The sequence below is a fragment of the Pandoraea sp. XJJ-1 genome (genome assembly GCF_026802345.1).
In the GTDB taxonomy this organism is placed as follows: domain Bacteria; phylum Pseudomonadota; class Gammaproteobacteria; order Burkholderiales; family Burkholderiaceae; genus Pandoraea; species Pandoraea cepalis.
Window position 1 is genome coordinate 2,280,197 of sequence record NZ_CP113827.1, and the last position, 22,385, is coordinate 2,302,581.

Annotated in this window: 16 protein-coding genes and 1 pseudogene; 6 read left to right on the forward strand and 11 right to left on the reverse strand. The window is 63.3% G+C overall.

The features are described 5' to 3' along the window. Positions 1–429: 429 nt before the first annotated feature. Both OYT13_RS10395 and uraH read right to left on the reverse strand, forming a co-directional pair. The gene (locus OYT13_RS10395) at positions 430–1,635 is read right to left on the reverse strand and encodes a urate hydroxylase PuuD (RefSeq protein ID WP_150563839.1); all 1,206 of its coding nucleotides are present in this window, start codon (positions 1,633–1,635) and stop codon (positions 430–432) included. A 42-nt stretch (positions 1,636–1,677) separates the two neighbouring features. Beyond that, positions 1,678–2,028: a hydroxyisourate hydrolase gene (gene uraH / locus OYT13_RS10400; protein WP_017234290.1), complete on the reverse strand. Its 351-nt coding sequence runs from the start codon at positions 2,026–2,028 to the stop codon at positions 1,678–1,680. Positions 2,029–2,470: 442 nt separating this feature from the next. Here uraH and OYT13_RS10405 point away from each other — a divergent pair, with 442 nt between their 5' ends. Beyond that, positions 2,471–3,832, forward strand: a complete 1,362-nt coding sequence (locus OYT13_RS10405; RefSeq protein WP_286798664.1) for a nucleobase:cation symporter-2 family protein — start codon at positions 2,471–2,473, stop codon at positions 3,830–3,832. Next, complete coding sequence (locus tag OYT13_RS10410) at positions 3,832–5,190, forward strand: 8-oxoguanine deaminase (protein WP_017234292.1); 1,359 nt, start codon at positions 3,832–3,834, stop codon at positions 5,188–5,190. Before OYT13_RS10405 ends, OYT13_RS10410 begins: the two co-directional genes overlap by 1 nt. A 219-nt stretch (positions 5,191–5,409) precedes the next feature. Here OYT13_RS10410 and OYT13_RS10415 read toward each other — a convergent pair whose 3' ends face one another. Next, entirely contained in the window at positions 5,410–6,348 is a 939-nt protein-coding gene (locus OYT13_RS10415) for a LysR substrate-binding domain-containing protein (protein WP_017234293.1), read from the reverse strand. Positions 6,349–6,818: 470 nt separating this feature from the next. Here OYT13_RS10415 and OYT13_RS10420 point away from each other — a divergent pair, with 470 nt between their 5' ends. Next, positions 6,819–8,414 carry an ABC-F family ATPase gene (locus tag OYT13_RS10420; protein ID WP_026132012.1) on the forward strand — a complete coding sequence of 532 codons (1,596 nt, stop codon included), beginning with the start codon at positions 6,819–6,821 and terminating at the stop codon, positions 8,412–8,414. 98 nt (positions 8,415–8,512) lie between these two features. On the opposite strand, the gene OYT13_RS10425 is transcribed toward OYT13_RS10420, so the two are convergent. Further along, on the reverse strand, positions 8,513–9,712 hold the full coding sequence (locus OYT13_RS10425) for an NnrS family protein (protein ID WP_268567675.1): 1,200 nt from the start codon (positions 9,710–9,712) through the stop codon (positions 8,513–8,515). Positions 9,713–10,047: 335 nt separating this feature from the next. Between OYT13_RS10425 and OYT13_RS10430 the strand changes: the two genes are divergently transcribed. Beyond that, positions 10,048–11,481 carry an aldehyde dehydrogenase family protein gene (locus tag OYT13_RS10430; RefSeq protein WP_017234296.1) on the forward strand — a complete coding sequence of 478 codons (1,434 nt, stop codon included), beginning with the start codon at positions 10,048–10,050 and terminating at the stop codon, positions 11,479–11,481. Here the strand turns inward: OYT13_RS10430 and OYT13_RS10435 are convergent. Further along, positions 11,462–11,677, reverse strand: coding sequence for a DUF1289 domain-containing protein (locus OYT13_RS10435; RefSeq protein WP_150563845.1), 216 nt, complete (start codon positions 11,675–11,677; stop codon positions 11,462–11,464). The two genes, OYT13_RS10430 and OYT13_RS10435, sit on opposite strands and share 20 nt — an antisense overlap. 170 nt (positions 11,678–11,847) lie before the next feature. Here OYT13_RS10435 and OYT13_RS10440 point away from each other — a divergent pair, with 170 nt between their 5' ends. Further along, positions 11,848–12,270 carry an EamA family transporter gene (locus OYT13_RS10440; RefSeq protein WP_268567676.1) on the forward strand — a complete coding sequence of 141 codons (423 nt, stop codon included), beginning with the start codon at positions 11,848–11,850 and terminating at the stop codon, positions 12,268–12,270. Between the two features lie 80 nt (positions 12,271–12,350). Here OYT13_RS10440 and OYT13_RS10445 read toward each other — a convergent pair whose 3' ends face one another. The 4 genes and pseudogenes from OYT13_RS10445 to OYT13_RS10460 all read right to left on the reverse strand — a co-directional run bounded on the left by OYT13_RS10445 (position 12,351) and on the right by OYT13_RS10460 (position 17,535). Next, on the reverse strand, positions 12,351–13,658 hold the full coding sequence (locus tag OYT13_RS10445) for a phospholipase A (protein WP_268567677.1): 1,308 nt from the start codon (positions 13,656–13,658) through the stop codon (positions 12,351–12,353). Positions 13,659–13,806: 148 nt separating this feature from the next. Then, positions 13,807–15,141 (reverse strand): putative bifunctional diguanylate cyclase/phosphodiesterase, encoded by a 1,335-nt coding sequence (locus tag OYT13_RS10450; RefSeq protein ID WP_150563847.1) that lies wholly within the window; start codon positions 15,139–15,141, stop codon positions 13,807–13,809. 316 nt (positions 15,142–15,457) lie between these two features. Then, positions 15,458–16,693, reverse strand: a pseudogene (locus OYT13_RS10455) (FAD-dependent oxidoreductase); the annotation flags it as partial. Positions 16,694–17,064: 371 nt separating this feature from the next. After that, on the reverse strand, positions 17,065–17,535 hold the full coding sequence (locus tag OYT13_RS10460) for a Cd(II)/Pb(II)-responsive transcriptional regulator (RefSeq protein WP_150563849.1): 471 nt from the start codon (positions 17,533–17,535) through the stop codon (positions 17,065–17,067). Positions 17,536–17,603: 68 nt separating this feature from the next. Between OYT13_RS10460 and OYT13_RS10465 the strand changes: the two genes are divergently transcribed. Next, a complete protein-coding gene (locus OYT13_RS10465) occupies positions 17,604–20,030 on the forward strand; it encodes a heavy metal translocating P-type ATPase (protein ID WP_261938667.1) in 2,427 nt (808 codons plus the stop codon). A 4-nt stretch (positions 20,031–20,034) separates the two neighbouring features. Here OYT13_RS10465 and OYT13_RS10470 read toward each other — a convergent pair whose 3' ends face one another. Beyond that, positions 20,035–21,069 carry a CHAD domain-containing protein gene (locus tag OYT13_RS10470; RefSeq protein ID WP_017234304.1) on the reverse strand — a complete coding sequence of 345 codons (1,035 nt, stop codon included), beginning with the start codon at positions 21,067–21,069 and terminating at the stop codon, positions 20,035–20,037. 370 nt (positions 21,070–21,439) lie between these two features. Continuing rightward, positions 21,440–21,718 carry an HU family DNA-binding protein gene (locus OYT13_RS10475; protein ID WP_017234305.1) on the reverse strand — a complete coding sequence of 93 codons (279 nt, stop codon included), beginning with the start codon at positions 21,716–21,718 and terminating at the stop codon, positions 21,440–21,442. Positions 21,719–22,385: the final 667 nt, after the last annotated feature.

Genomic DNA, 22,385 nt, shown 5'->3' on the forward strand with positions numbered 1-22,385 from the left:
ACGCGCAGCAGTGGCGCGCAGACGTCGTCAGGCAGTCAGATCGGACGGCGGAAACATTGCCTGGTGCAGATGCACCCAGACAACGCCTTGCCGGGAAGCGGAGAAAAGCAGGAAATTCATGATGTCTGATTCGTGATGCGCCTGCCGCTGTCGGCATCGCACCCGTAGTTTGACGTGATGGGAAGGTTGAGCGGATGCCGCCTTCGCAAATACGTCACGCCCGGACTGCCGGACGCGTACTACAGACCTGCGTACCCGTACCGAAGTTCCCAAGCGATTGTTTTGTCGGGGAACAGTCGAAAACGTGCACGTCACTTTCACCGCTCACAACGCCGTGCAGTGCATCAGCGCAACCTAACGCGATGACGTAAAAAAACGGGGCGCCGAAGCGCCCCAACATGGGTCCAGCAAGAAAGACGTTCGTGAAGGTTACTGCTGCGCGCCGCCGTTGAACCACGCGGCGATCTTCTGGCGTTCGTCGTCGGTCATCTGGGTCACGTTGCCCAAAGGCATCGCCTTGAGCGCCACCGCCTGCTGATAGATCCGCTGGGCGTTTTGCGAAATCTCGGCCGGCGTATCGAACATCACCCCTGCCGGTGCGCTGCCCATCATCGTCGGCTTGGCCGAGTGACACGTCGCGCAGCGTTGCGTCAGGATCGGCTGGATTTCCGAGAGCTTCACGTTCGACGCCACCGCTTCGCCATGCGCACCTGCGGCGGGCGTCGGGGCAGGGCGCGGTGCGGCGAACACGGCGACCCCGGCGAGCAGGGCCGCGCCCGCGACCGGCAGCACGTACAGATTCTTCCCCGCGTGACGCAGCACGAAGAACTGACGAATCATCGCGCCCGCAGCCATGATGATCGAAAGAATCACCCAATTGTGCGGATTGCTATACGTGAACGCGTAGTGGTTGCTGATCATGATGAACACGACCGGCAATGTGAAATACGTGTTGTGAACCGAGCGCTGCTTGCCCAGCTTGCCCCAGATCGGGTTCGGCACCTCGCCTTTCGACAGCGCATCGACGCTCTTGCGCTGTCCCGGGATGATCCAGAAGAACACGTTTGCCGACATCGACGTCGCCATCATGGCGCCGACAATCAGGAAGGCCGCGCGCCCGGCAAAAATATGCGTCGTGGCATACGTCGCGGCGACCACGAACAGCGCAACCGCAATGCCCAGCACCCGTTCGTTCTTGCCCAGCATGCGGCACAGGAAATCGTAGACAAACCAGCCGCCAATCAGAAACGCCACCGCAAGACCCACCGCCTGACCCGGCTGCAGATCCATCACGGTCTTGTCGATGAGATACGTCTGCGGCTGCAGCAGATACAGCGCACAGAACAGGCCAAAGCCCGAGAGCCACGTCGTATACGACTTCCACTTCGACCAGTGCAGGTCTTCCGGCATCTGCGGAGGCGAGTTCAGGTACTTTTGCGCGTGGTAGAAACCGCCCCCGTGCACCGACCACATCTCACCGAACACGCCCTTTTGCTTGTCGTCGGCCGCCTTCGGCGGCTTCAGACCATTGTCCAGCATCACGAAATAGAACGACTCGCCAATCCAGGCGATGGCCGCTATCACATGCAGCCAGCGCAACAACAGATTGACCCAGTCGGTAATAAACGCTTCCATCTTATGTTCTCCTCAACTGCCTGACGTTCACGCTCGCGCTTATCAACTACCGCGATACGTGGAAAAGCTCCACGGCGACACCAGAAGGGGCACGTGGTAATGCTGGGAAGGCTCGGCCACGCCGAAACGCAGCACAACGCGATCCACGAAGCGCGGCGACGGGACGTCCACGCCCTGGGCGGCGAAATAGTCACCTGCATGGAACACGAGTTCATATTCGCCCGCGACGAATTCCTCGCCTTCGAGCAGCGGCTTGTCGCAACGGCCGTCGTGATTCGTCTGCACGTCGCGCAGCGAGCGGCGCTCGCCGTCCACACGCCATAGCTCGACACGGATGCCCGCGCCTGGCTTGCCGTGCGATGTATCAAGTACGTGGGTAGTCAGTCGTCCCATGATGTCTCCTGTGATGGATGGATGCATTGTAGGGAGATGGCGGCGTGGCAACGGGCGCAATACCAAAGATAAAAACGCGCACATACCACGCCACGCCGGACAAATACGTGACGGGCATCCCTGCGACATGCCGACGTGCTCAGCGTACCCCGCGTGCCCTGCGATGGGGATTTTTGGGAGCACTATTTGTTTCGTTTATCCGCCGTATAACGCCGTGCATATGATGTGTGTCCGCCACTGGACGCGCATCGCCCGGAAAGCCCAATGGCGACGTACCTGCCTCGGGAAAACCCGAGCGGCAAGATAAGCATTCAGGCATACGTTCCATGAAAAAAACACTATAGCCTCCGACGGTCTTGTCGCAAAAGGCGTCGACCTGCACCATTGAGTCACCCAAAAATAGCAATCAAACAGCCCCCCTTGGGACGGAGACGAAATGAGTGTGACAACCAACACCGTGGATCCGGTCGACGAGCGACTGCCGATCGGAAAACTGTTCATGCTGGGCCTGCAGCACGTGCTCGTGATGTATGCGGGGGCGGTCGCCGTGCCGCTCATCATCGGCGGCGCCCTTGGCTTGCCCAAGGACCAGATCGCTTTTCTCATTTCCGCCGACCTGATGTGCTGTGGCATTGCCACGCTGATCCAGAGCGTGGGCGTGGGTCGTTTCGGCATTCGCATGCCGGTCGTCATGGCCGTCACGTTCGCCGCGGTCGGTCCAATGCTCGCGATCGGCACCAATCCATCGCTCGGGTTGCCCGGCATTTTCGGGGCGACCATCGCCGCCGGTATCATCGGTACGCTGCTCGCGCCGGCCGTTGGCAAGCTGCTGCGCTTCTTTCCGCCCATTGTCACGGGCATTGTCATCACGTCGATCGGCCTGACCATCATCGGCGTGGGGATCAATTGGGCGGCGGGCGGGGTGGGCAATCCCGATTACGGCGACCCGGTCTACCTGGGGGTGTCCTTCGCGGTCCTCATCTTCATCTTGTTGATCACGCGCTTCGTGAAGGGCTTCTTCTCGAACATTGCCGTGCTGCTCGGTATTCTGTTTGGCTTCGCCATTGCGTTGATGCTTCACAAAGTCAATTTCGACGGCCTCGATCAGGTGAAGTGGTTCGACGTCGTGCTGCCGTTCCATTTCGGCATGCCGGTGTTCGATCCGTGGGCGATTGTGACGCTCACCATCGTGATGCTGATCACGTTCATCGAATCGACGGGCATGTTCCTGGCGCTTGGCGAGATCGTGGGCAAGCCGGTCGACGAGAAGGCGCTGGTGGCCGGTCTGCGTGTCGACGGCTTGGCCACCGTGATCGGCGGCCTGTTCAATACGTTCCCACATACCTCCTTTTCGCAGAATATCGGCCTCGTGGGCGTGACGGGGGTGAAAAGTCGTTGGGTGTGCGTGGCGGCGGGCGCCATCCTGCTCGTGTTCGGCTTCATTCCGAAGATGTCGGTGGTGGTGGCCTCGATTCCGCAATTCGTGCTGGGCGGCGCCGGCGTGGTCATGTTTGGCATGGTGCTCGCCACGGGCATCAAGATTCTGTCCAAGGTCGACTACTCGAACAACCGCTATAACCTGTACATTGTGGCCATCAGCATCGGCATGGCGATGATTCCGGTGGCGTCGAATAAGTTCTTCGCGAAGATGCCGGAACAACTCGCGCCGTTGCTCCACAGCGGGATTCTGCTGGCCACGCTCTCGGCAGTGATTCTGAACGCCTACTTCAATGGCTTCAAAGCGCCGGCCGCCAATGGCCACGGCGAGCAGAACGGGTCGGCGATGGGACTGGAGGCGCATTGATGAAAACGCTGCTCGTCACGAATGCCGACGTGCTGGTCACCATGGATGCGGGCCGCCGCGAAATTGCCCGAGGCGGCCTTTACATCGAGGACAACCGAATCGTGGCGGTCGGCACCCGCGATACGCTGCCGGACACGGCTGACGACGTGCTCGATCTGACCGGGCACGTCGTGATTCCCGGCCTGGTCAACACGCATCACCACATGTATCAGAGCCTCACGCGCGCCATTCCGGCGGCGCAGGACGGCGAACTGTTCAACTGGCTGACGAACCTGTATCCGGTGTGGGCGAACCTCACGCCGGAGATGATCCGCGTTTCGACCCAGACGGCCATGGCCGAGTTGCTGCTCTCGGGCTGCACCACGTCGAGCGACCACCTGTACATCTACCCGAACGGTTGCAAGCTCGACCACAGCATCGAAGCGGCCGCCGAGATCGGCATGCGCTTTCATGCCAGCCGTGGCAGCATGAGCGTCGGGCAGAGCCAGGGCGGGCTGCCGCCCGATCGTGTCGTGGAGCGCGAAGACGACATTCTCACCGACACGCAACGTCTCATCGAGACGTATCACGACGCAGGTCGCTACGCGATGCTGCGCGTGGTCGTGGCGCCGTGCTCGCCGTTTTCCGTGAGTCGTGACCTGATGCGTGAGTCGGCGACGATGGCGCGTCAGTACGGCGTATCGATGCATACCCATCTGGCGGAGAACGTCAACGATATTGCCTACAGCCGCGAGATGTTCGGCATGACGCCGGCCGAGTATGCGCAGGATCTGGGCTGGGTCGGCCACGATGTCTGGCATGCCCACTGCGTGCAACTCGACGACGCGGGCATCGCGCTGTTCGCCAAGACCGGCACCGGCGTGGCGCATTGCCCGTGTTCGAACATGCGGCTCGCATCGGGCATCGCCCCGATTCGACGCATGCGTGACGCGGGCGTGCCCGTTGGGCTGGGGGTGGACGGATCGGCGTCGAACGATGCGGCCAACATGATCGGCGAGGCGCGCCAGGCATTGCTGCTGCAACGCGTGGGCTTCGGCCCGAGCGCGATGACCGCGCGCGAGGCCCTGGAGATCGCCACGGTGGGGGGCGCACGCGTGCTGGGGCGAGACGACATCGGCGTGCTCGCGCCCGGCATGGCGGCGGACTTCGTGGCGTTCGACACACGTGGCATCGGCATGGCGGGTGGCCTGCACGATCCGGTGGCGGCGCTGGTCTTCTGTAATCCCGGACAAGCCGCCTACAGCGTGGTGAACGGGCGGGTGGTGGTGCGCGAAGGGCGTCTGGCGACGCTCGACCTGCCGTCGCTCGTCACGCGTCACAACGCGCTGGCGCGGCAACTGGCCGAGGCATCCCGATAAGGCCCTGCCGCACCGGCCACACCTTCACGGTGTGCGGCCCGGCGCGGCAACGGGCCGGCGGGACGTCGGGGGTGGTGTGCCTGGACTTCGGGCATGCTGCCGTGCGGTTCGGCGGAGCGGTGGGGGCCGCTCCGCCGGTAAAAACCTCGCGGGAACCCCGAGGCGAATCGATGGCGCAGGTAAGCGCGGGTAACGGCAGGTGACGACTGCGGCGATGGCCTAGGTCTGGGGGCGCATCTCAAGCAAAGTCCGCGTGGCGTCGGAAATGACGCTGCGTAGCCAGCGCACCTCATCCGAATAGTGCGTGCGTTCGTGCCACAACTGGTAATACTGCATCGGCGGGAAGTCGATGGGCGCTTCGAGCACGGTGAGCGGCAGGAACTCCGCGTAATAGTCGGCGAACAGGCGCGTCGTGGTGAAGATCAGATCGGATTTGAGCAAAACGTACGGCGCCAGATTGAAATACGGAATCGTCACGACCACATTGCGCTTCAGGCGCTCGCGCGCGAGGTGCATATCGATCGCGCCGCGTTGCGCAACGGAATAGGGCGTCGGAGCGAGATGCGGGCTGGCGAGATACTGGTCGAGTGTGAGGCCGCGTTTGGCGTAGGGGTGCGTATTGCGCACCAGGCAAACGATCTGATCGACGAACAAGTTCGAGAGGTGAAGCTGCTCCGGCGGCTCGGGCCAGTTGCCGATCACGATGTCGACCTTGCCGTCTTCGAGGGCGTGCTCATAGTCGAAGGCGGGCCCCAGCGAATGGAGTTCGAGCTGGGCGTTGGGTGCCTGCTGGCGAAAGCGCTCGACGACTGTCGGTACGAATAGCGTATTCAGATAGTCGGGCGAGCCGATGCGGAACGTGCGTACTGTCGTCGCCGGATCGAAATTTGATTGCTGAACCGTGATGCGCTCAATCTCGCGCAAAGCGTTCTGTGTGGGCTCCAGCAGCGATTGACCGTACTCCGTGGGCACCATGCCCGATTTGCCGCGCACCAGTAGCGGATCGCCGGTGATGTCGCGCAACCGCCGCAGCGCCGCGCTGATCGCCGGCTGCGACTGGTTCAGCTTGACGGCCGCGCGCGTCACGCTGCGCTCGATCAGCAAGGTATGAAGGACGCGCAGCAAATAAGTGTCAATCGGTTCGCGGTTCTGGCTCATAAGGAATATAACAATCCGCATATGTCGGACTGTGAATTGCATAAGGAAATCATTATGAAGCACAATTCCCATACGCTTCTATAGCGGAAAGCCCCTACCGGCGATCTTGGCGCCTGTCGTTCGCGAGGCGACAGGCGCTACAACAACGTTAATCGCGGGCTGGCTGCACGGTCGGGTCCCACGCGAGTTTGCCCGCGTCGGGGGCGGCGACCGACAGCGGCTGCTGTGCCGAGCCCGCGCAGACTTAAGCGCACGCATACGCGCAGGCACAGGCGCGGACGACGCACCGATTGACGTGGCTTCGGGCAGCGTAAGACAGTCGATGACCTGTCGGCCCCTGCGTACGCCACAATTCGGATGCTTCACAACCGCTGGGGGCGGCCCGGGGCGCATGACATGCATCGGTGTTAAAATACCGGGTTTCGTGGCGCAATTTCGTGCCGCCGCACCTCATCTCCCGGATACCACCTGTGCTGTCTACTGCCAATATCACGATGCAATTCGGCGCGAAGCCGCTCTTCGAGAACATCTCCGTCAAGTTCGGCGGGGGCAACCGCTACGGCCTGATCGGCGCCAACGGTTGCGGCAAATCGACGTTCATGAAGATCCTTGGCGGCGATCTGGAGCCGAGCGGGGGCAACGTCATGCTCGAGCCGAACGTTCGCCTGGGCAAGCTCAAGCAGGACCAGTTCGCGTATGAAGAGATGCGCGTGCTCGATGTCGTGATGATGGGGCACACCGAGATGTGGGCGGCCATGAGCGAGCGCGACGCCATCTACGCCAATCCGGAGGCGACGGACGACGACTACATGCACGCGGCCGAGCTCGAGGCGAAGTTCGCCGAGTACGACGGCTACACGGCCGAAGCGCGTGCCGGCGAACTGTTGCTCGGCGTGGGCATTCCGACGGACCAGCATCAGGGGCCGATGAGCAATGTTGCGCCGGGCTGGAAGCTGCGGGTGCTGCTCGCGCAGGCGCTGTTCTCGAATCCGGACGTGCTGCTGCTCGACGAACCGACCAACAACCTGGACATCAACACGATCCGCTGGCTGGAAGACGTGCTCAACGAGCGCAACTCCACCATGATCATCATCTCGCACGATCGCCACTTTTTGAATGCTGTGTGTACGCACATGGCGGATATGGACTACGGCACGCTGAAGATCTACCCGGGCAACTACGACGACTACATGCTCGCCTCGGCCCAGGCCCGTGAACGCCAGATGGCGGCAAGCACGAAGGCGAAGGAGCGTATCGCCGACCTGCAGGACTTCGTACGTCGTTTCTCGGCGAACAAGTCGAAGGCGCGTCAGGCGACAAGCCGTCTCAAGCAGATCGACAAGATCAAGGTGGAGGACATCAAGCCGTCGTCGCGTCAGAATCCGTTCATCCGCTTCGAGTTTGAGAAGAAGCTGCACAATCTGGCGTTCGAATTCGAAGGCATTTCGAAGTCGTACGATCGTCAGATCTTCAAGAACGTCTCCGGCGCCGTGCGCGCCGGCGAACGTGTGGCGATCATCGGCGAGAACGGCGCAGGCAAGACTACGCTGCTTCGCAGCCTGATGGCGGCGTTGCCGGTCGACGCGGGCGATGTGAAGTGGGCGGAGAACGCGAACATCGGTTACATGCCGCAAGACACGTCGGAAGCGTTTCCGCAAGACCTGACGCTCACCGACTGGATGACGCAGTGGGGCAAGGAGGGCGACGACGATCAGGTGATTCGTGGCTCGCTCGGCCGTCTGCTCTTCGGTGGCGACGACGTGCGCAAATCGGTGCGTGTGCTCTCCGGGGGCGAGAAGGGCCGCATGATCTGGGGCAAGCTGATGCTGGGCCGTCACAATGTGCTGATGATGGACGAGCCGACCAACCACATGGACATGGAGTCGATCGAGTCGCTGCAGATCGCGCTCGACAAGTATCCGGGCACGCTGGTGTTCGTCTCGCATGACCGGGAATTCGTGTCGGGCCTGGCCACGCGTGTCATCGAAGTGAAGAACGACGGTACGCTCATTGATTACCAAGGCACGTACGACGAATATCTGGCGAGCCAGGGCGTGGAAGTCTGAGTCGCGTTCGGCCTCCGTCGTTCAAACGAAAGAACCCGCTTCGGCGGGTTTTTTTCATTGGCGCCGCGGCGTTCCAGTTTGCCGAGCGGTCTGACGGGTCAACCGTCCTTTCCGTCAACCCGCGCCGTCATCAGATAGGGCGCATAGCGCATCAGATAGACGGAAAATGCCGCTAGCCAGCACACGCCCGCTGCGTCAATCCAGACGCTTGTGGCACCCCTCGCCAACCAGGGGCCGAAGACGCGCAAGAGCGCCGCGGCAATGATCAATCCGTAACCGGCCATCTCGAAGCGCCCGGCGATCAGCGCGCGGCCGGTATGTCCCAGTGCCGTGCGCGTGATCATGCCCATGATGGCGCACCCGATCGCGCCGACCGTCAAGGCGTGGATCGCAAGGGAGTGCGCAATCGTTCCCGCCGCCGCGAGCGCCAGAAGCGCAAAGCCGATCGGAATCCACGCATAGGCCACATGCAGGATCGCCAGTATCGGTCGAGGCCCGACACGCCAGGAACGCCATCCTGCCAGCCGGATACCGTGAATCAGCACCGTGAATCCGGCGCACACGATCGTCACGGCGGGCACCGACAGGAATGCATCTGCGAGGAGCGTGATGACGACGCTCGGGGCGGCCAGCGTTTCAATCCATTTCCAGCGCTTCGCGGAATAGCCCGGCACCGCGTTCGTGGTGAACATCGGCACCACGCGCCCTGCGATCACCGTCACGAACATGACGACCAGTCCGATGGCGGCGTAAGCGGCCTGTAATGAGAGATCAACGCGTCCTTGCCACGCCCACCAGTGGAAGAGGGCGTTCAACGCGCCGAAAGCGCCGAGGGCGACGGGGAGAAATAGGTTGCGACGATTGTTCGCCTTGATCAGCACGCGCATCAGCACGATGGCAACCACGGGAAGAAAAAGGGAATCGACGCCCGCGGCGAGCCATTCCGGCCCGTAATAAACAAGTACGCGTCCCGCTGCCCACAAGCCCCACAGCCACATAAGCGGTGCACCCCGGGGCGTATCGAGCGAGGTCCACGCGCGAACCGCGGTGAGCAAAAATCCCACAACGATGGCGGCGAAGCCGCCAAATATCATCTCGTGAACGTGCCAGACGAGGCCGTTCATGGGCGCGGCCCGACCGGCGACCGGATAGCCGTGAAGCGCGGCCAGCCATAGCGCAATGGCCAATGCCGCAAAGCCTGCGCCGCCTAGGTAAAACGGGCGAAAGCCAAGCCGAAGCAGGGGCAGCCCGGGGACTGATTGCGACGATGGTCTCGTGGTGGGTTGGCTGATTGACATCGCGACCTCCGCGATAAGATGTATCGTAAATACATCTTATCGCATCATTGGGCGATCTGGGAGAAATGTCCTTATGGGGGGCGGCGTGACGATAGCGCTATGTGGCGCATGGGGCGGGCCCAATACTCTGACGAGAATGCGTGCCTTTTGGACACCCGATGGCGTAGACGCGTCGGCCCGATGTGGGCAATCGGTGCTTGCGTCATCTGAGCGCAACTTAGGAATCTCGGAAGCTGCGTGTCGGAGTCGACTGATTTCGTCGCAAGCGTGCGAGATGCGTGGGCGCGCGGACTACAATGATCGCTCGTCGGGAACCTCCCAGCAGGAGACATCGCATGATCACGTACGACAAATTTTTCATCGACGGCCGGTGGGTGACGCCGGTTGGGCGCGCAACGCTGGACGTCTTTCATTCGGCTGACGGGACGCTCATGGGCCGCATTCCCGAGGGCGCAACGGACGACGTGCAGGCGGCCGTTGCCGCCGCGCTGAATGCGCGCGATCGCTGGGCGGCCACGCCGCCTGCCGAGCGGGCCGTCTACCTGCGCAGGATTGCTGCGGGCCTGAAGGCTCGCACGGACGCGCTCGCGCAAGTCATCACCGGTGAGACCGGCATGCCGATCAAGCTGGCTCGCGCCATTCAGGTGGGCGGACCTGTCTATCACTGGAATCAATACGCCGAATTGGCCGAAACATTCGAATTTGAAGCGCGCGTCGGCAATTCGCTGGTGGTGCGCGAGCCGGTCGGCGTGGTGGCGGCGATCACGCCGTGGAATTACCCGCTGAATCAAATCACGCTGAAGGTGGCGCCGGCCCTGGCGGCCGGTTGCACGGTGGTGCTCAAGCCGTCGGAAGTGGCGCCTTTCAACGCATTTATCCTGGCCGAGGTCATCGCCGAAGCGGGGCTGCCGCCGGGGGTGTTCAATCTGGTGACCGGGCTCGGGCCGGTGGTCGGTGAGGCGTTGGCGCGGCATCCGAACGTCGACATGGTGTCCTTTACGGGATCGACGCGGGCAGGTAAGCGCGTGTCCGAAGTCGCGTCGCAGACGGTCAAACGGGTGGCACTGGAACTCGGCGGGAAATCGGCATCGGTCGTGCTCGACGATGCCGATCTCGCCGCCGCGGTCAAAGGCACGCTCAACGCCTGCTATCTGAATTCCGGCCAGACGTGTTCGGCGCACACGCGCATGCTCGTGCCTGCCTCACGTTATGAGGAAGTCAAGGCATTGGCGAAGGAGGCTGTCGCGCGCTTCACGCTGGGCGATCCGCGTGAGGAAACGACGCGTCTCGGACCGTTGGCGTCCGCCGCACAGCGCGAACGAGTTCAGACCTATATCCGCAAAGGTCTGGCGGAAGGCGCGGAGTTGATCGCGGGCGGGGATGCTGTGCCGGCCGGCTTCGAGGCGGGGTTCTTCGTACAGCCGACGGTGCTGGGCCGCGTGGCGCCTGACGCGACGGTCGCGCAGGAAGAGATTTTCGGTCCGGTGCTCTCGATCATCACGTATCAGGACGACGCCGATGCCGTGCGTATTGCCAACGACTCGATCTACGGGCTGGGCGGTGGCGTGTGGTCGGGCGACGAGGCACGCGCGGTGCGGGTGGCGCGTCAGATCCGCACGGGACAAGTGGATATCAATGGCGGGGAATTCAACGTGAAGGCGCCGTTCGGCGGATTCAAACAGTCCGGGCACGGACGTGAGAACGGCGTGTACGGCTTCGAGGAGTTCCTCGAGTACAAGTCGCTTCAGTTCAAGGCTGCGAAGTCGTAGAGCGGCTCTCGCAAAAACGCATCGCCTTGCCCTCGCGGGTGATGCGCGCCCACACGGCGGCCTTCTCGGCGTCGGTCAAGAATACCCAGTTCGACACTTCGTCGGCGGTGCGCCCGCAACCCTTGCAGACGTCGTCGAAGAGCGTCGAGCAAACGCCAATGCAGGGGCTGTCGGGGCGGTCGTGCAATTCGGACATAGGGGGCGTGTCGGCCAAAGGCGGGATGGGCGTTCAAAGCAGGCGCCATTATCGCATTGATGGCCGGATTGCCGTTGAATCCCCTACGGCAGGGGCTTGGCGGTGGACATGCCGGTGAGTTTCAGGTTGGGGGCCGGGGCCGGCCCAAGGGATAGCCATAAGGACGATTTATGTTGCGTAGCTGGCAACTGTTTGCGCTGGGCTCGGCGTTCTTTGCCGCGCTGACGGCGGTTTTCGGAAAGCTCGGGGTGGCGCAGGTGAACTCGAACATGGCCACGCTGATACGCACGGTCATCATCTTTGCCGTGACGTTGGCGATCGTGGGCATGCGCGGCGAGTGGCAGCGGCCGGCGAGCCTGAGCGCAAACACATGGTGGTTTCTGGTGCTCTCCGGCGTGGCGACCGGTTTGTCGTGGCTTTGCTACTTCCGTGCGCTGCAGTTGGGGCCCGTGTCGGGCGTTGCGCCGCTCGACAAGCTCAGCGTGGCGATAGCGATGATCATTGGTTGGAGCGTGCTCGGTGAACCGTTCTCGCTCAAGGAAGCCCTTGGCGGTGCGCTGATCGTCGCGGGCGCCCTCGTGCTGGTGTTCTGAGCTTTTGCTGGGGATGATGTCGACGCGGGGCACCGGGCGGCCGTCCGGTGACGATCCGCCCCAGCCGGACGTTCGCTCGGCTACCAGCGGAATACGCTATACCCGACCCGCACCTGCGACCGAGAGTGGCGGTTGTAGTCGAGCATGTCTTCGCCATAACCGGTGAAGTAGCCGAGCCACAGGTAGCCGCCGGTGCCCGGTATCAGCTTGCCCAGCGGATAGGTCACCTGCAGGTCCACGCTGCCATAGTTGCGTTTCATGCCCTTGCGCAAGGTCGCGCCGATCTGCCACCCGTTCGGTTTGCCCCACAACACGAGCAGATCCAGGTAGCCGCGGTAGTCCTGGATGTCGGGGTTGTCTTTCTTCTCGAGATACGCATAGAGCTTCGGCGCCACCGTCCAGTGGTACTCGGCGGGATTGCCGAACTTGAAGATCGGTTTGACGAACAGTGTGTTGATGCTGCGAGAATCCTCGCCTGCCTTGCCGTTGGACTCGTGTTCGAACCCTGCCGCGACGCCCAGAGACGAGAACCAACCCGCGCGCACGCCGGTGTCGGGGACGTAGTAGAAGAGGCTTGGCCGATAGTTCGAGTCGCGAAACGGGGCCGATTCGGCCTCCAGATCCCAGACCGATAGCTGCGTATAGCCGAAGTACAGGTTGTCGAGGAAGGCCTTCGAGGCGGGATTTTCCGGCTTGAGGATATGGAACTTGAAGCTGAGCTGGAAGCGTGCGTTGGCGTCGCCATTCTTTCCGAATGCGATGTACATCGGCTCGTTCGAGGAGATGCGCGCAAACTCGGCGTCGCTGGTCGGTGCAATCGCGTCGGAAGCGGTGCTGGCGAGGGCGTCGGAGGCGGCCGCGGTGAGCGCAGCGGCTGACGCGGACGCACCGACTGCGGTACCCGGCACGGCACCGCTGCCGCGTGGGACCGGGGTGGCGGCGACCATCGGCTGGGTCGGTGCGGCACGATCGAGCACGATCGTGGTGGTCGAGGCATCCCAATCGACCGGCTCGACGCGCACCGAGCCGCGTAGCTCCTTCGGCAGGTCGGCGGCGTATGTGATGCGCCGGAACTGGCCGCTCGAGAGGGTCACGTGCGCGGGCGCGAGTGCCGCGCGCTTGAGGGAGATCAGCGTGGGTTTAAAGTCGTCGTTCGAGATACGCACGACGATCTTGTTCGGCAACGCAAGCGTCTTGTGCCCCGGGCCGTCGTGCGTGGCCAGCAACGTCAGTTGCAACGGCGCACCGCCCGAGAGGGCGCGCGGGGGTTGCAAGAGCGATAGGTCGGCACGTGCCGCGGTGCTCAGGGTCAGGCAGAGGGTGGCGGCAACGAGTGAAATGGCGCGAAACGGTGATGGGGCGAATGCATCGGGATTCGTCTTGGGCATCGGACCTGTCTGGGTTGGCGACCCCGGGCCCGTGAGCCCGATGTCTGGGTCGACTCGCCCCGGGCGTAGCCGGGGCGGGCTTTCGGTGGACGGCGACGATTGCACCGCGCACCGACCCGGGTGGGCCGGTTGAAGGCGGCGGGCGCGCTTACAGCCGCCCGTGCCAGTCGCGGATGAACGTCTCGATGTGTCCTGGCGGTAGGGGGCGCGTGCAATGATACCCCTGCCATGCGTGGCAACCCATCGACGCGAGCGCATCGCGCTGGGCAATGGTTTCGACGCCTTCCGCCACCGTCTCGATTTCGAGCTTGCGGGCAATGGCGATGATGGCGCGAATCAACTCGGTGTCGTAGCCGCCAAGCAGCACGCCGGCCACGAACTGGTAGTCGATCTTGACGGTGCCGAACGGCCAGCGCTTGAGCCGCACAAAGCTTGAATAGCCGGTGCCGAAGTCATCAAGCGAGAGGCGCACGCCCATCGCCACGAGTTCGTTCATCAGCGTTGCAGCCTCGTCGAGGTGCGAGATCAGCGACGACTCGGTGATCTCGATTTCGAGCTTGTCCGGCGGGACTCGATGGTGCTTGAGGGCGTAGCGGATCGTGTCCAGGGTGTGCACGCGCATTTGTTGCGCTGACAGGTTCACCGCCACACGCGGATACTCGTGACCGTTCGTATGCCATTGATCGAGCTGACGGCAGGCTTCGTGCAGTGTCCAGTCGCCGATCGGGCCGATCACGTCGCAACGCTCGGCAGCCGGGATAAATTCGCCCGGCATGATCAGTTCGTCGTCGCGCTGCCAGCGGATGAGCGCCTCGAGTCCGGTCAGCCGGTGCGTGCGCATGTCGATCTGTGGCTGGTAGTGCAGCCGGAATTCCGACCCCGACAGCGCGCGTTCGATGGCGTTGCGCCAGTGATGTTCGTTGCCGGCTTCGTCCGGCGGATTGACACTGTCTGTGGGCGTCGCCGGGGCTTCGGTCACGAGAAACCGCGAGGCGCTCTCGCGAATCGCCTGGTCGGCGACATCCGACGTGTGCTCAAGCAGTGTGGCGGGCCACACCGGCACCTGGGGCAGATGGGTGATCCCCGCCGAGATGATCGGGTAGAGCAGGCCGTCACCGCAGGGCACCGGCGATTCGCCGGCGCGAATGAAGCGGCGGGTGATCTGTATCGCCGCGTCGCGGCTGCCGAGATCGCGCAGCAAGATGGCGATCTGCTGATCGGACACGCGACCGATGATGTCGCGGCGACGAATGCGCGAACCGACGCGAAACGCAACAGTGGCGAGCAGATCGGCGTCCGAAATGGCCGGTTGGCGGGTCGCCATGCGCTGACCGCGGCCCACGTGCAGCACGACCAGCGCACAATGGCAGCCCGGCGGGTTTGGTGTGCGCAACTCCAGGCTAAGGGCGCGCAGGAGCCGCTGGCGATCCAGCAGTAGGTCGGCGAGCACGACTTGCCGTCGCAACGCGTTGGTATCGTTCATCTCGGCAAGCAGGCAGACGTCGCCCGTAAGGTTGAACGTTTGTCATCGCCGCAGGCAGTGCCACCCGGCAGAGGAAGCTCACGCGTCGAACAGGTCGTGCCGCCAGAAAGCCCTTGAATCATGTTCTGCATAAGACGCGAAAATGTGTCGGCCGTCGTGCGAGGAGGCGGATAAGGCTTGCCGGCCATGGCACCGCGTTCCTCGCGCTCGGGCAGACCGCGCACTAGGCGTGGCCCGACAAGAAGCTCGTGCCCGGTCGGGAAACCGGGTCCTATGTCCATTAACGGCACCCGTCTTTGAAAATTGAGTTCGGGTTTTACCTATGGCCGGGACGACTGGGTTGCGCCAGCCACTCGCGACCGCGAAGCATGACATCCCAATAAATCTTTGGCAGCACGTACTTTTTCAGCATCCACGCGATACGGTTCGCTTTCGTGCCGTCGAGGGGGAACGTGGGCATGAGCTTGCCGCCATAGCCAAATTCCGCGAGCACGATCTTGCCGTGTTCGACCGTGAGCGGACAAGCGCCATAGCCGTCGTAGTGCATGGGCTGCGGGCGGCCGTCCATGGCGGCGAGCAGGTTCTCGGCAACGACAACCGCCTGCTTGCGTGCGGCGGCCGCTGTCTTCGCGTTGGGTGCGGAGATGGCATCGCCCGCGCCGAAAATATTGGCAAAGCGCGCGTGGCGCAGTGTGGCCGGATCGACTTCGCACCAGCCGGCCGCGTCGGCCAACGGGCTTGCGCGCAACACATCCGGTGCACTTTGCGGCGGGACGACGTGCAGCAAGTCGAAGGGCTTGTCGACGAATTGCGATTGACCGTCGGCGTCGAAAATCTCGAAGCGGGCCACGCGACGTTCGCCATCAACCGCGCGCAGGTGCGAGAGATGATTGAGCGAAATCTCGTAGCGCTTGACGTATTCCATGAGCGCGGGGATGTAATCCTTCACGCCAAAAAGGGCCGGGGCCACAAGATGGAATTCAATCTTCGTCTTGTTGTGCACACCGTTCTGACGCCACGTGTGTGCCGACAGATACATGGCCTTTTGCGGTGCCCCTGCGCACTTGATCGGCATCGGCGGTTGCGTGAACAGCGCATTGCCACCCTTGAAGTCACGCACCAGCGACCACGTGTAGGGCGCGAGATCGAAGCGATAGTTGGACGTGACACCGTTACGTCCGAGCGTGTCGGTCAGGCCGTCGATGGCCTCCCAGTTCAATTGCAGGCCCGGCGCCACGACGAGGTAGCGATAGCCGAGGCGACGACCGTCCGAGAGCAGGATTTGCTGGTGGTCCGGCGCGAAAGCGGTGACAGCCGCCTGAATCCACGTCACGCCGTTGGGAATGACGCTCGACATCGGACGCGCCGTGCGTGCCGCATCGAACTCGCCGGCACCGACGAGCGTCCAGGCCGGCTGGTAGTAATGCGTGTCGGCAGGGTCCACGATCGTGATCGAGAGCGACGGACGGCGGCGTCGCAGACTGGCCGCCACGGAAATCCCCGCCGCCCCGGCACCCATGATCACGATGTCGGCGGTGCTTTCCGTCGCGGGGGTGGGCGTAGCGGATACATCGCTGGACATAAGGTCTCCGACAAATAAGCAAAATTGAAACGGATGCCGACATATCGATGGCCATCCTGAACGCCGCGCGATGGCGGCTCACACGAATAGGTTCCTACCTGCGTGTTCGTGTGCGGGACATTGTATATAGAAACCGTGTCGGTTTGCCCTTGTTTTCAGGGGAAATTCCGCCATTCTTCATAATCGTCGCCACGTTCAGGGTGAACCGAGCCGAGGTTGGCGAGCGAGTGGCGAGCACGCGCGAGGTGCTGTCAAGGCGTGCACACTTTGTCGTGACAGGTGATGCCGATACCCGCAGGCGTCGGCAGAGGGGCGCCGCAGGACAGCGACGCCCGCGACGCTCACATGGGCGAGTGATTGTGGTCGCAGGCGACTTCGATCGGATCGGTTTCGCTGTGGCACGCGCAGGCTTCGCCATGCGCGCCTTGCATGAGGGCACGCAAGATGCCGCAATCGCTGGTTTCGTGGCGGCTATGGCATTGCGCCTGAAGGTGCAGCAACTGTTGTTCGAGCGCCTGCAACTCGTGAATGCGGGCATGCACGCGAGTAAGGTGGGCTTCGATCAACTGGTTCGCGTCTTCGCACGTCACGTTCGTGTCGTGGGCGAGTTCGCCGAGTCGTTTCGCATCGGCGAGCGGCATGTCGAGCGAGCGGCAGTGGCGGATGAAACGCAGCGCTTCAAGATGGTCGTCGCCGTAGGCGCGATACCCGGCGTCCGTGCGCGGCGGGGCCGCCAGCAGGCCTGCACGCTCGTAATAGCGGATCGTTTCGACATCGGTGCCCGCCGCGCGGGCCAGTTCTCCGATTTTCATGCTTGACTCCGTAGTGACTACAGGGTTTTGAATGGAGGGTAACACGAATCAGTCAATCAGGAGTTCCCATGTCCCACCCCTCGGATTCGGCCCGTCTGGCCGGCTCGACGGCGACAGATCACCCCACGCATGACTCCGGTCATCGTCACGATCACGGGCATCGGCACGACCCCTCGCACGCCAACGATAGCGAACACGGCCACTCGCACGACCACTCGCACGACCACGACCGCGAACATGCACACGATCATGTCGCCCCATGCGCCCCAAGTTCCGCGCATGCGCACGACGATGCGTCGTGTTGCGCAGACGCTGCGCGTTTTGCGCCGGACGAACCGATGCCAGCGACGGGGGCGCCGCAGGCCCGTTTCCGAATCGATCAGATGGATTGCCCGACGGAAGAGCGTCTCATCCGCGATCAGCTTGAGCATCGGCCCGGCGTCGATGCGCTGTACTTCAACCTGCTCAAGCGAGAATTGACGATCGTTTTCGACGTCAACGCGTCGTCGACCGACGTTGCCCGGCATGGGGAGGCGGTCGCCGACACCTTGCGCAAGCTTGGCATGACGCCGGTGCCGCTGGCCGCCGGCGACACCAATGCACCGCCGCCCCCCGCGAGCCGAAAGGCAGACATTGCCCGTCTGGTGGCGGGCGTCTTGCTGGCTGCGGCAAGCGAGATCGCGGTCTGGTCCGGCGTGCCTGAGCACAGTCCCTGGGTCGGCGCTGTGGTCGTGGCCGCCATTCTCGCGTGCGGACTACCAACGCTCAAGAAAGGCTGGATCGCGCTGCGTCACCTCACGCTGAACATTCATTTCCTGATGTCGCTCGCTGTGATTGGCGCGATGTGCATCGGTCAATGGCCGGAAGCGGCGATGGTGATCGTGCTGTTCGCCTTGTCGGAAAAGCTCGAAGCCGCATCGCTCACGCGTGCCCGCCGCGCCGTCGAAGCGCTGATGCGCCTGGCGCCCGATCGGGCGTCGGTCGAACAGCCGGACGGTACCTGGTTGGATGTGCCCTCGGCGTCACTTGCGGTAGGCACGCGCGTGCGTGCACGGCCGGGGGAGCGCATTGCCATCGACGGCGTGATCGAGCAGGGCAGTTCGGCGCTCAATCAGGCGTCGATCACTGGGGAGAGCGTCCCCGTCGACAAGACAGTGGGCGACGAGGTCTACGCGGGCAGCATCAACGAAAGCGGTTTGATCGTGTATCGCACGCGCGTTGCGCCGGGCGATACGACGCTTGCGCGCATCGTGCGTATCGTGGAGACCGCACAGCAGCAACGTTCACCGACGCAGCGTTTCGTCGACAAGTTCTCGCGGATCTACACGCCGGTTGTCGTGCTGTGCGCGTTGCTCGTCGCGCTCCTGCCGCCGCTGGCCTTCGGTCTGGCATGGTCGCCCTGGATCTACAAGGCGCTGGTGATGCTGGTCATCGCGTGTCCGTGTGCGCTCGTGATTTCTACGCCGGTCACGGTCGTGAGCGGCCTGACGGCTGCTGCTCGTGCAGGCATTCTGATCAAAGGCGGTGCGTTTCTGGAAACCGGCCGTCTGGTCCGCGCGGTCGCGCTCGACAAGACGGGCACGCTGACGCGTGGCGAGCCGCGCCTGACCGACGTGGTGCCGTTGGGCGAAACGTCACACGACGAGGCACTCACGCTCGCCGCCGCGCTCGACGCGCAGACCACCCATCCCGTGGCGCGCGCCGTGGTCGACGGTCATACGCGAGCGGGTCTTGGCGCATTACCGTCGGTCACGGAGGTCGAAGCACTCGCGGGAATGGGCGTGAAGGGGCGTGTCGGTCAGACCCTTTACTACCTCGGCAACCATCGTCTGATCGAATCGCTCGGCGTGTGCAATGCGCACGTAGAGGCGACGTTGGCACGTCTCGAGGCGCAAGCCCGCACGGCCATCGTGCTGGCCAGCGAAACGCAGGCGATCGCCGTGTTGGCGGTGGCTGACACGCTGCGCGCGGAAAGCCGTGACGCCATCGCGCGTCTGGCTGCCATGGGTGTTCACACGGTGATGCTGACCGGGGACAATCGTGCGACCGCGGAAGTGATCGGTCGGCAGGCGGGCGTGAGCGACGTGCGTGCCGAAATGCTGCCGGAAGACAAATGGCAGGCGGTGTCGGCCTTGCGAGTGACGTACGGGTACGTGGGCATGGTCGGCGACGGTATTAACGACGCCCCTGCGCTCGCAGCCGCCGACGTCGGTTTCGCGATGGGAGTGGCCGGCACCGACAGCGCGCTGGAGACGGCCGACGTCACGCTGATGGATGATGACCTCCACAAGCTGCCGGCCTTCCTGGCGCTGTCGAGGCGTGCCGCAACGGTGCTCAAGCAGAATATTGCCGTGGCGCTCGCCATCAAGGCCGTGTTCTTCGCGCTGGCGGTGGTCGGGCTGGCGTCGCTGTGGATGGCGGTGTTCGCCGATGTGGGGGCCAGTCTGCTGGTGATTGCAAACGGCATGCGCCTGCTGCGCACGAAGGTGGCGTGAGCGCTCAGCGGGCGCGCATGCCGCGCTCCAGCGTGTGCGCATCCGGCAACTGGCCCAGCACGTGCGCCGCGCGGCTTGTGGTGTTGACGATGATCGTATCGAGGCGTCGGATCATGGCACTGCGCTGCGCGTCGTGCAACGGCATGGCTTCGCACATTCGCTGCGCGACGACGGCATCGTTGAGTTGCCCAAGGAGCGTCTGTGCGGCATGCAGTGTGCTCTCGTAGGGCGAGCAGACCGATTTACGTAGCCAGGGCGCCAACAGTTCGGCGCTGTAACGGGCCTTCTTGATCTTCACGCGCAACGCGTGCAACTGCTCGGTGTCGAGCATGGCCAACTGGCGACAATCCGGAAACAGCGCGATGTATTGGGCGCGCAGCATGTTGCGGGCATGCTTCGCCAACGCGCGCGACCGCTTGCCTGGCGTACGAGAGGGGCGTCGCAATGCCTTGGCCGAGCGAATCTTGCATCGGCCGTCCTCGCGCATCCCGAAGGCGCTGAGCAGCAACCCATGCAACGCCTGTTGGCGCTCGCCGGTCAATGCCGCGGCAACTTGTGCGCGGGCGACGCGGCGCAGGTGTTCCACGTGCCTGTCCACCGCAGGCCAGTCGATGTCGGGAAAGTCGGCGCGCAACGCGGGTAATGTCGTTGTCGCTAACACATCGGTATCTCGCGCAGGGCCCATCGATTGCCCCAGCCAGCGCAATTCCTCGTTCAACCGATGGTGCCAGCGAGGCTTGAGCCACGGCGAAAAGACATCGATCAACGCGCGCAGACGACGTATCGCAATTCGCAACTCGTGCACGACCTCGGCGTCGATGGACGCGATGTCGCTGTCCTCGCCCGCCTTCGGTAGCGATGGCCATTGTTGCAGGATCTGCGCGGCGAGGGTGACGAGCAGGCGTGCAGCGGACATGCGCCGCATGCGCGCGGCGCCAAGCGCCGTGCGCGTCTCCGTGGGGGCCTGGCCGGCAGCGGACGGTCCCTCGATGGCGGCGGCGATGGCCGCTGTCGTCACGCGTGTCATGTCACGCAACATAGCATAGTTGCCTGGGGCCAAGCGCCAAGGAAGACCGATGCGACAGGGTGGCGCGGGGGCTGCGCGAGGTGCGGCGATTCGCAAAAAGCCATCGGCAACGCGCGTCAGGACGGTGGGTGTTGACGGCAGGGGATGACAACAGGAGAGTCGCTGCCGGAGTGGGGCAGGAGACGACGCTGGGAGCGTCTCGTCGCGGGCGCCCGGTGCCCGAGCTGTGGTGTGCAGGACACCCGCGAGGCACGCAGCGTCACATCAGTCGTGGACCTCGCGAGAGGATGACGTGACGCCTATCCATTGCTGCACACCGCGGCGCGGCCATGCGAGCAAAAAAGATAGGCCGGCCCGAAGGCCGGCCTGCGCGCAACTGGTTTTACTTCTTGTTCACAGCGTCCTTGAACGCCTTGCCAGCCGTGAACTTCACGGTCTTGGCGGCCGGGATCTTGATCGCTTCGCCGGTCTTCGGGTTGCGGCCGGTACGTGCGGCGCGCTTGCCCGAACCGAACGAGCCGAAGCCGATCAACTGGACCGCGTCACCCTTGGCGACGGCCTTCTTGATGGTCTCGAGCAGAGTGTCGAGGGTTTCGCCAGTTTGAGCCTTGCTAGCACCCGTAACACCGGCGACGGCGTCGATCAGTTCCTGTTTGTTCATGTGTGTTTCCCTTGAGAGGTGGTGAATACCGGCGACAACTCTAACACTTTCGCCATTTGGCGAGTGTCGGTGTTGTATCCGCGCCATAAGGCACGCGGCACATGCCAGAAAGTCGCCATCGCGACACGTCACGCAAACGCGATCCTAAGATCCATCCCGTCACGCCTCGAGAGGGCGCCGACACTGGCCGGGCAGCCGCATTATAGAGCCATCGGCGGGCTGTGGGCCAGTGCTGACAACGGTTTGCGGCGATTTTGTTGTGCGATGCCGCGTACTTTCTCGTTCATGATGACAAAAACACGGTAACTACGGGCATCTCCGGTCATGCACCGGCGCAATCCCTTGCTGGGCGGGCTTTGGGGGTTTCCCTAGCCGATGGGGGCTTGCGTACTGGCGCGACTTTTGGTTGGCGTCAACTTGCCCTGCGAGCGGCTCGATGCGTCACATCGGTCGGAATACGAAGGACTTCGCGCGTGTTCGGTCGAGTCGACGCGCTGCGTTGGCGCACGATTCCGCCAAAACCCTTGCGGTCCGATGGGGACAAATGAAAGCAATTCCCGTTTGAGGTAAAATAATGGAGTTTTCCCGCCCAAAACCGGAAGTGCGTCTGCTAGGCGCGCCTGGGGTCCGGGCATCGGGGCCATCAAGGACGGCTCGCGCATTCGCA

Coding starts and splice junctions, on each gene's coding strand:
- OYT13_RS10395 (WP_150563839.1), bottom strand. CDS start 1,635: ATGGAAGCGTTTATTACCGACTGGGTCAATCTGTTGTTGCGCTGGCTG.
- uraH (WP_017234290.1), bottom strand. CDS start 2,028: ATGGGACGACTGACTACCCACGTACTTGATACATCGCACGGCAAGCCA.
- OYT13_RS10410 (WP_017234292.1), top strand. CDS start 3,832: ATGAAAACGCTGCTCGTCACGAATGCCGACGTGCTGGTCACCATGGAT.
- OYT13_RS10415 (WP_017234293.1), bottom strand. CDS start 6,348: ATGAGCCAGAACCGCGAACCGATTGACACTTATTTGCTGCGCGTCCTT.
- OYT13_RS10425 (WP_268567675.1), bottom strand. CDS start 9,712: ATGTCAATCAGCCAACCCACCACGAGACCATCGTCGCAATCAGTCCCC.
- OYT13_RS10430 (WP_017234296.1), top strand. CDS start 10,048: ATGATCACGTACGACAAATTTTTCATCGACGGCCGGTGGGTGACGCCG.
- OYT13_RS10435 (WP_150563845.1), bottom strand. CDS start 11,677: ATGTCCGAATTGCACGACCGCCCCGACAGCCCCTGCATTGGCGTTTGC.
- OYT13_RS10440 (WP_268567676.1), top strand. CDS start 11,848: ATGTTGCGTAGCTGGCAACTGTTTGCGCTGGGCTCGGCGTTCTTTGCC.
- OYT13_RS10445 (WP_268567677.1), bottom strand. CDS start 13,658: ATGCCCAAGACGAATCCCGATGCATTCGCCCCATCACCGTTTCGCGCC.
- OYT13_RS10450 (WP_150563847.1), bottom strand. CDS start 15,141: ATGAACGATACCAACGCGTTGCGACGGCAAGTCGTGCTCGCCGACCTA.
- OYT13_RS10460 (WP_150563849.1), bottom strand. CDS start 17,535: ATGAAAATCGGAGAACTGGCCCGCGCGGCGGGCACCGATGTCGAAACG.
- OYT13_RS10465 (WP_261938667.1), top strand. CDS start 17,604: ATGTCCCACCCCTCGGATTCGGCCCGTCTGGCCGGCTCGACGGCGACA.
- OYT13_RS10470 (WP_017234304.1), bottom strand. CDS start 21,069: ATGTTGCGTGACATGACACGCGTGACGACAGCGGCCATCGCCGCCGCC.
- OYT13_RS10475 (WP_017234305.1), bottom strand. CDS start 21,718: ATGAACAAACAGGAACTGATCGACGCCGTCGCCGGTGTTACGGGTGCT.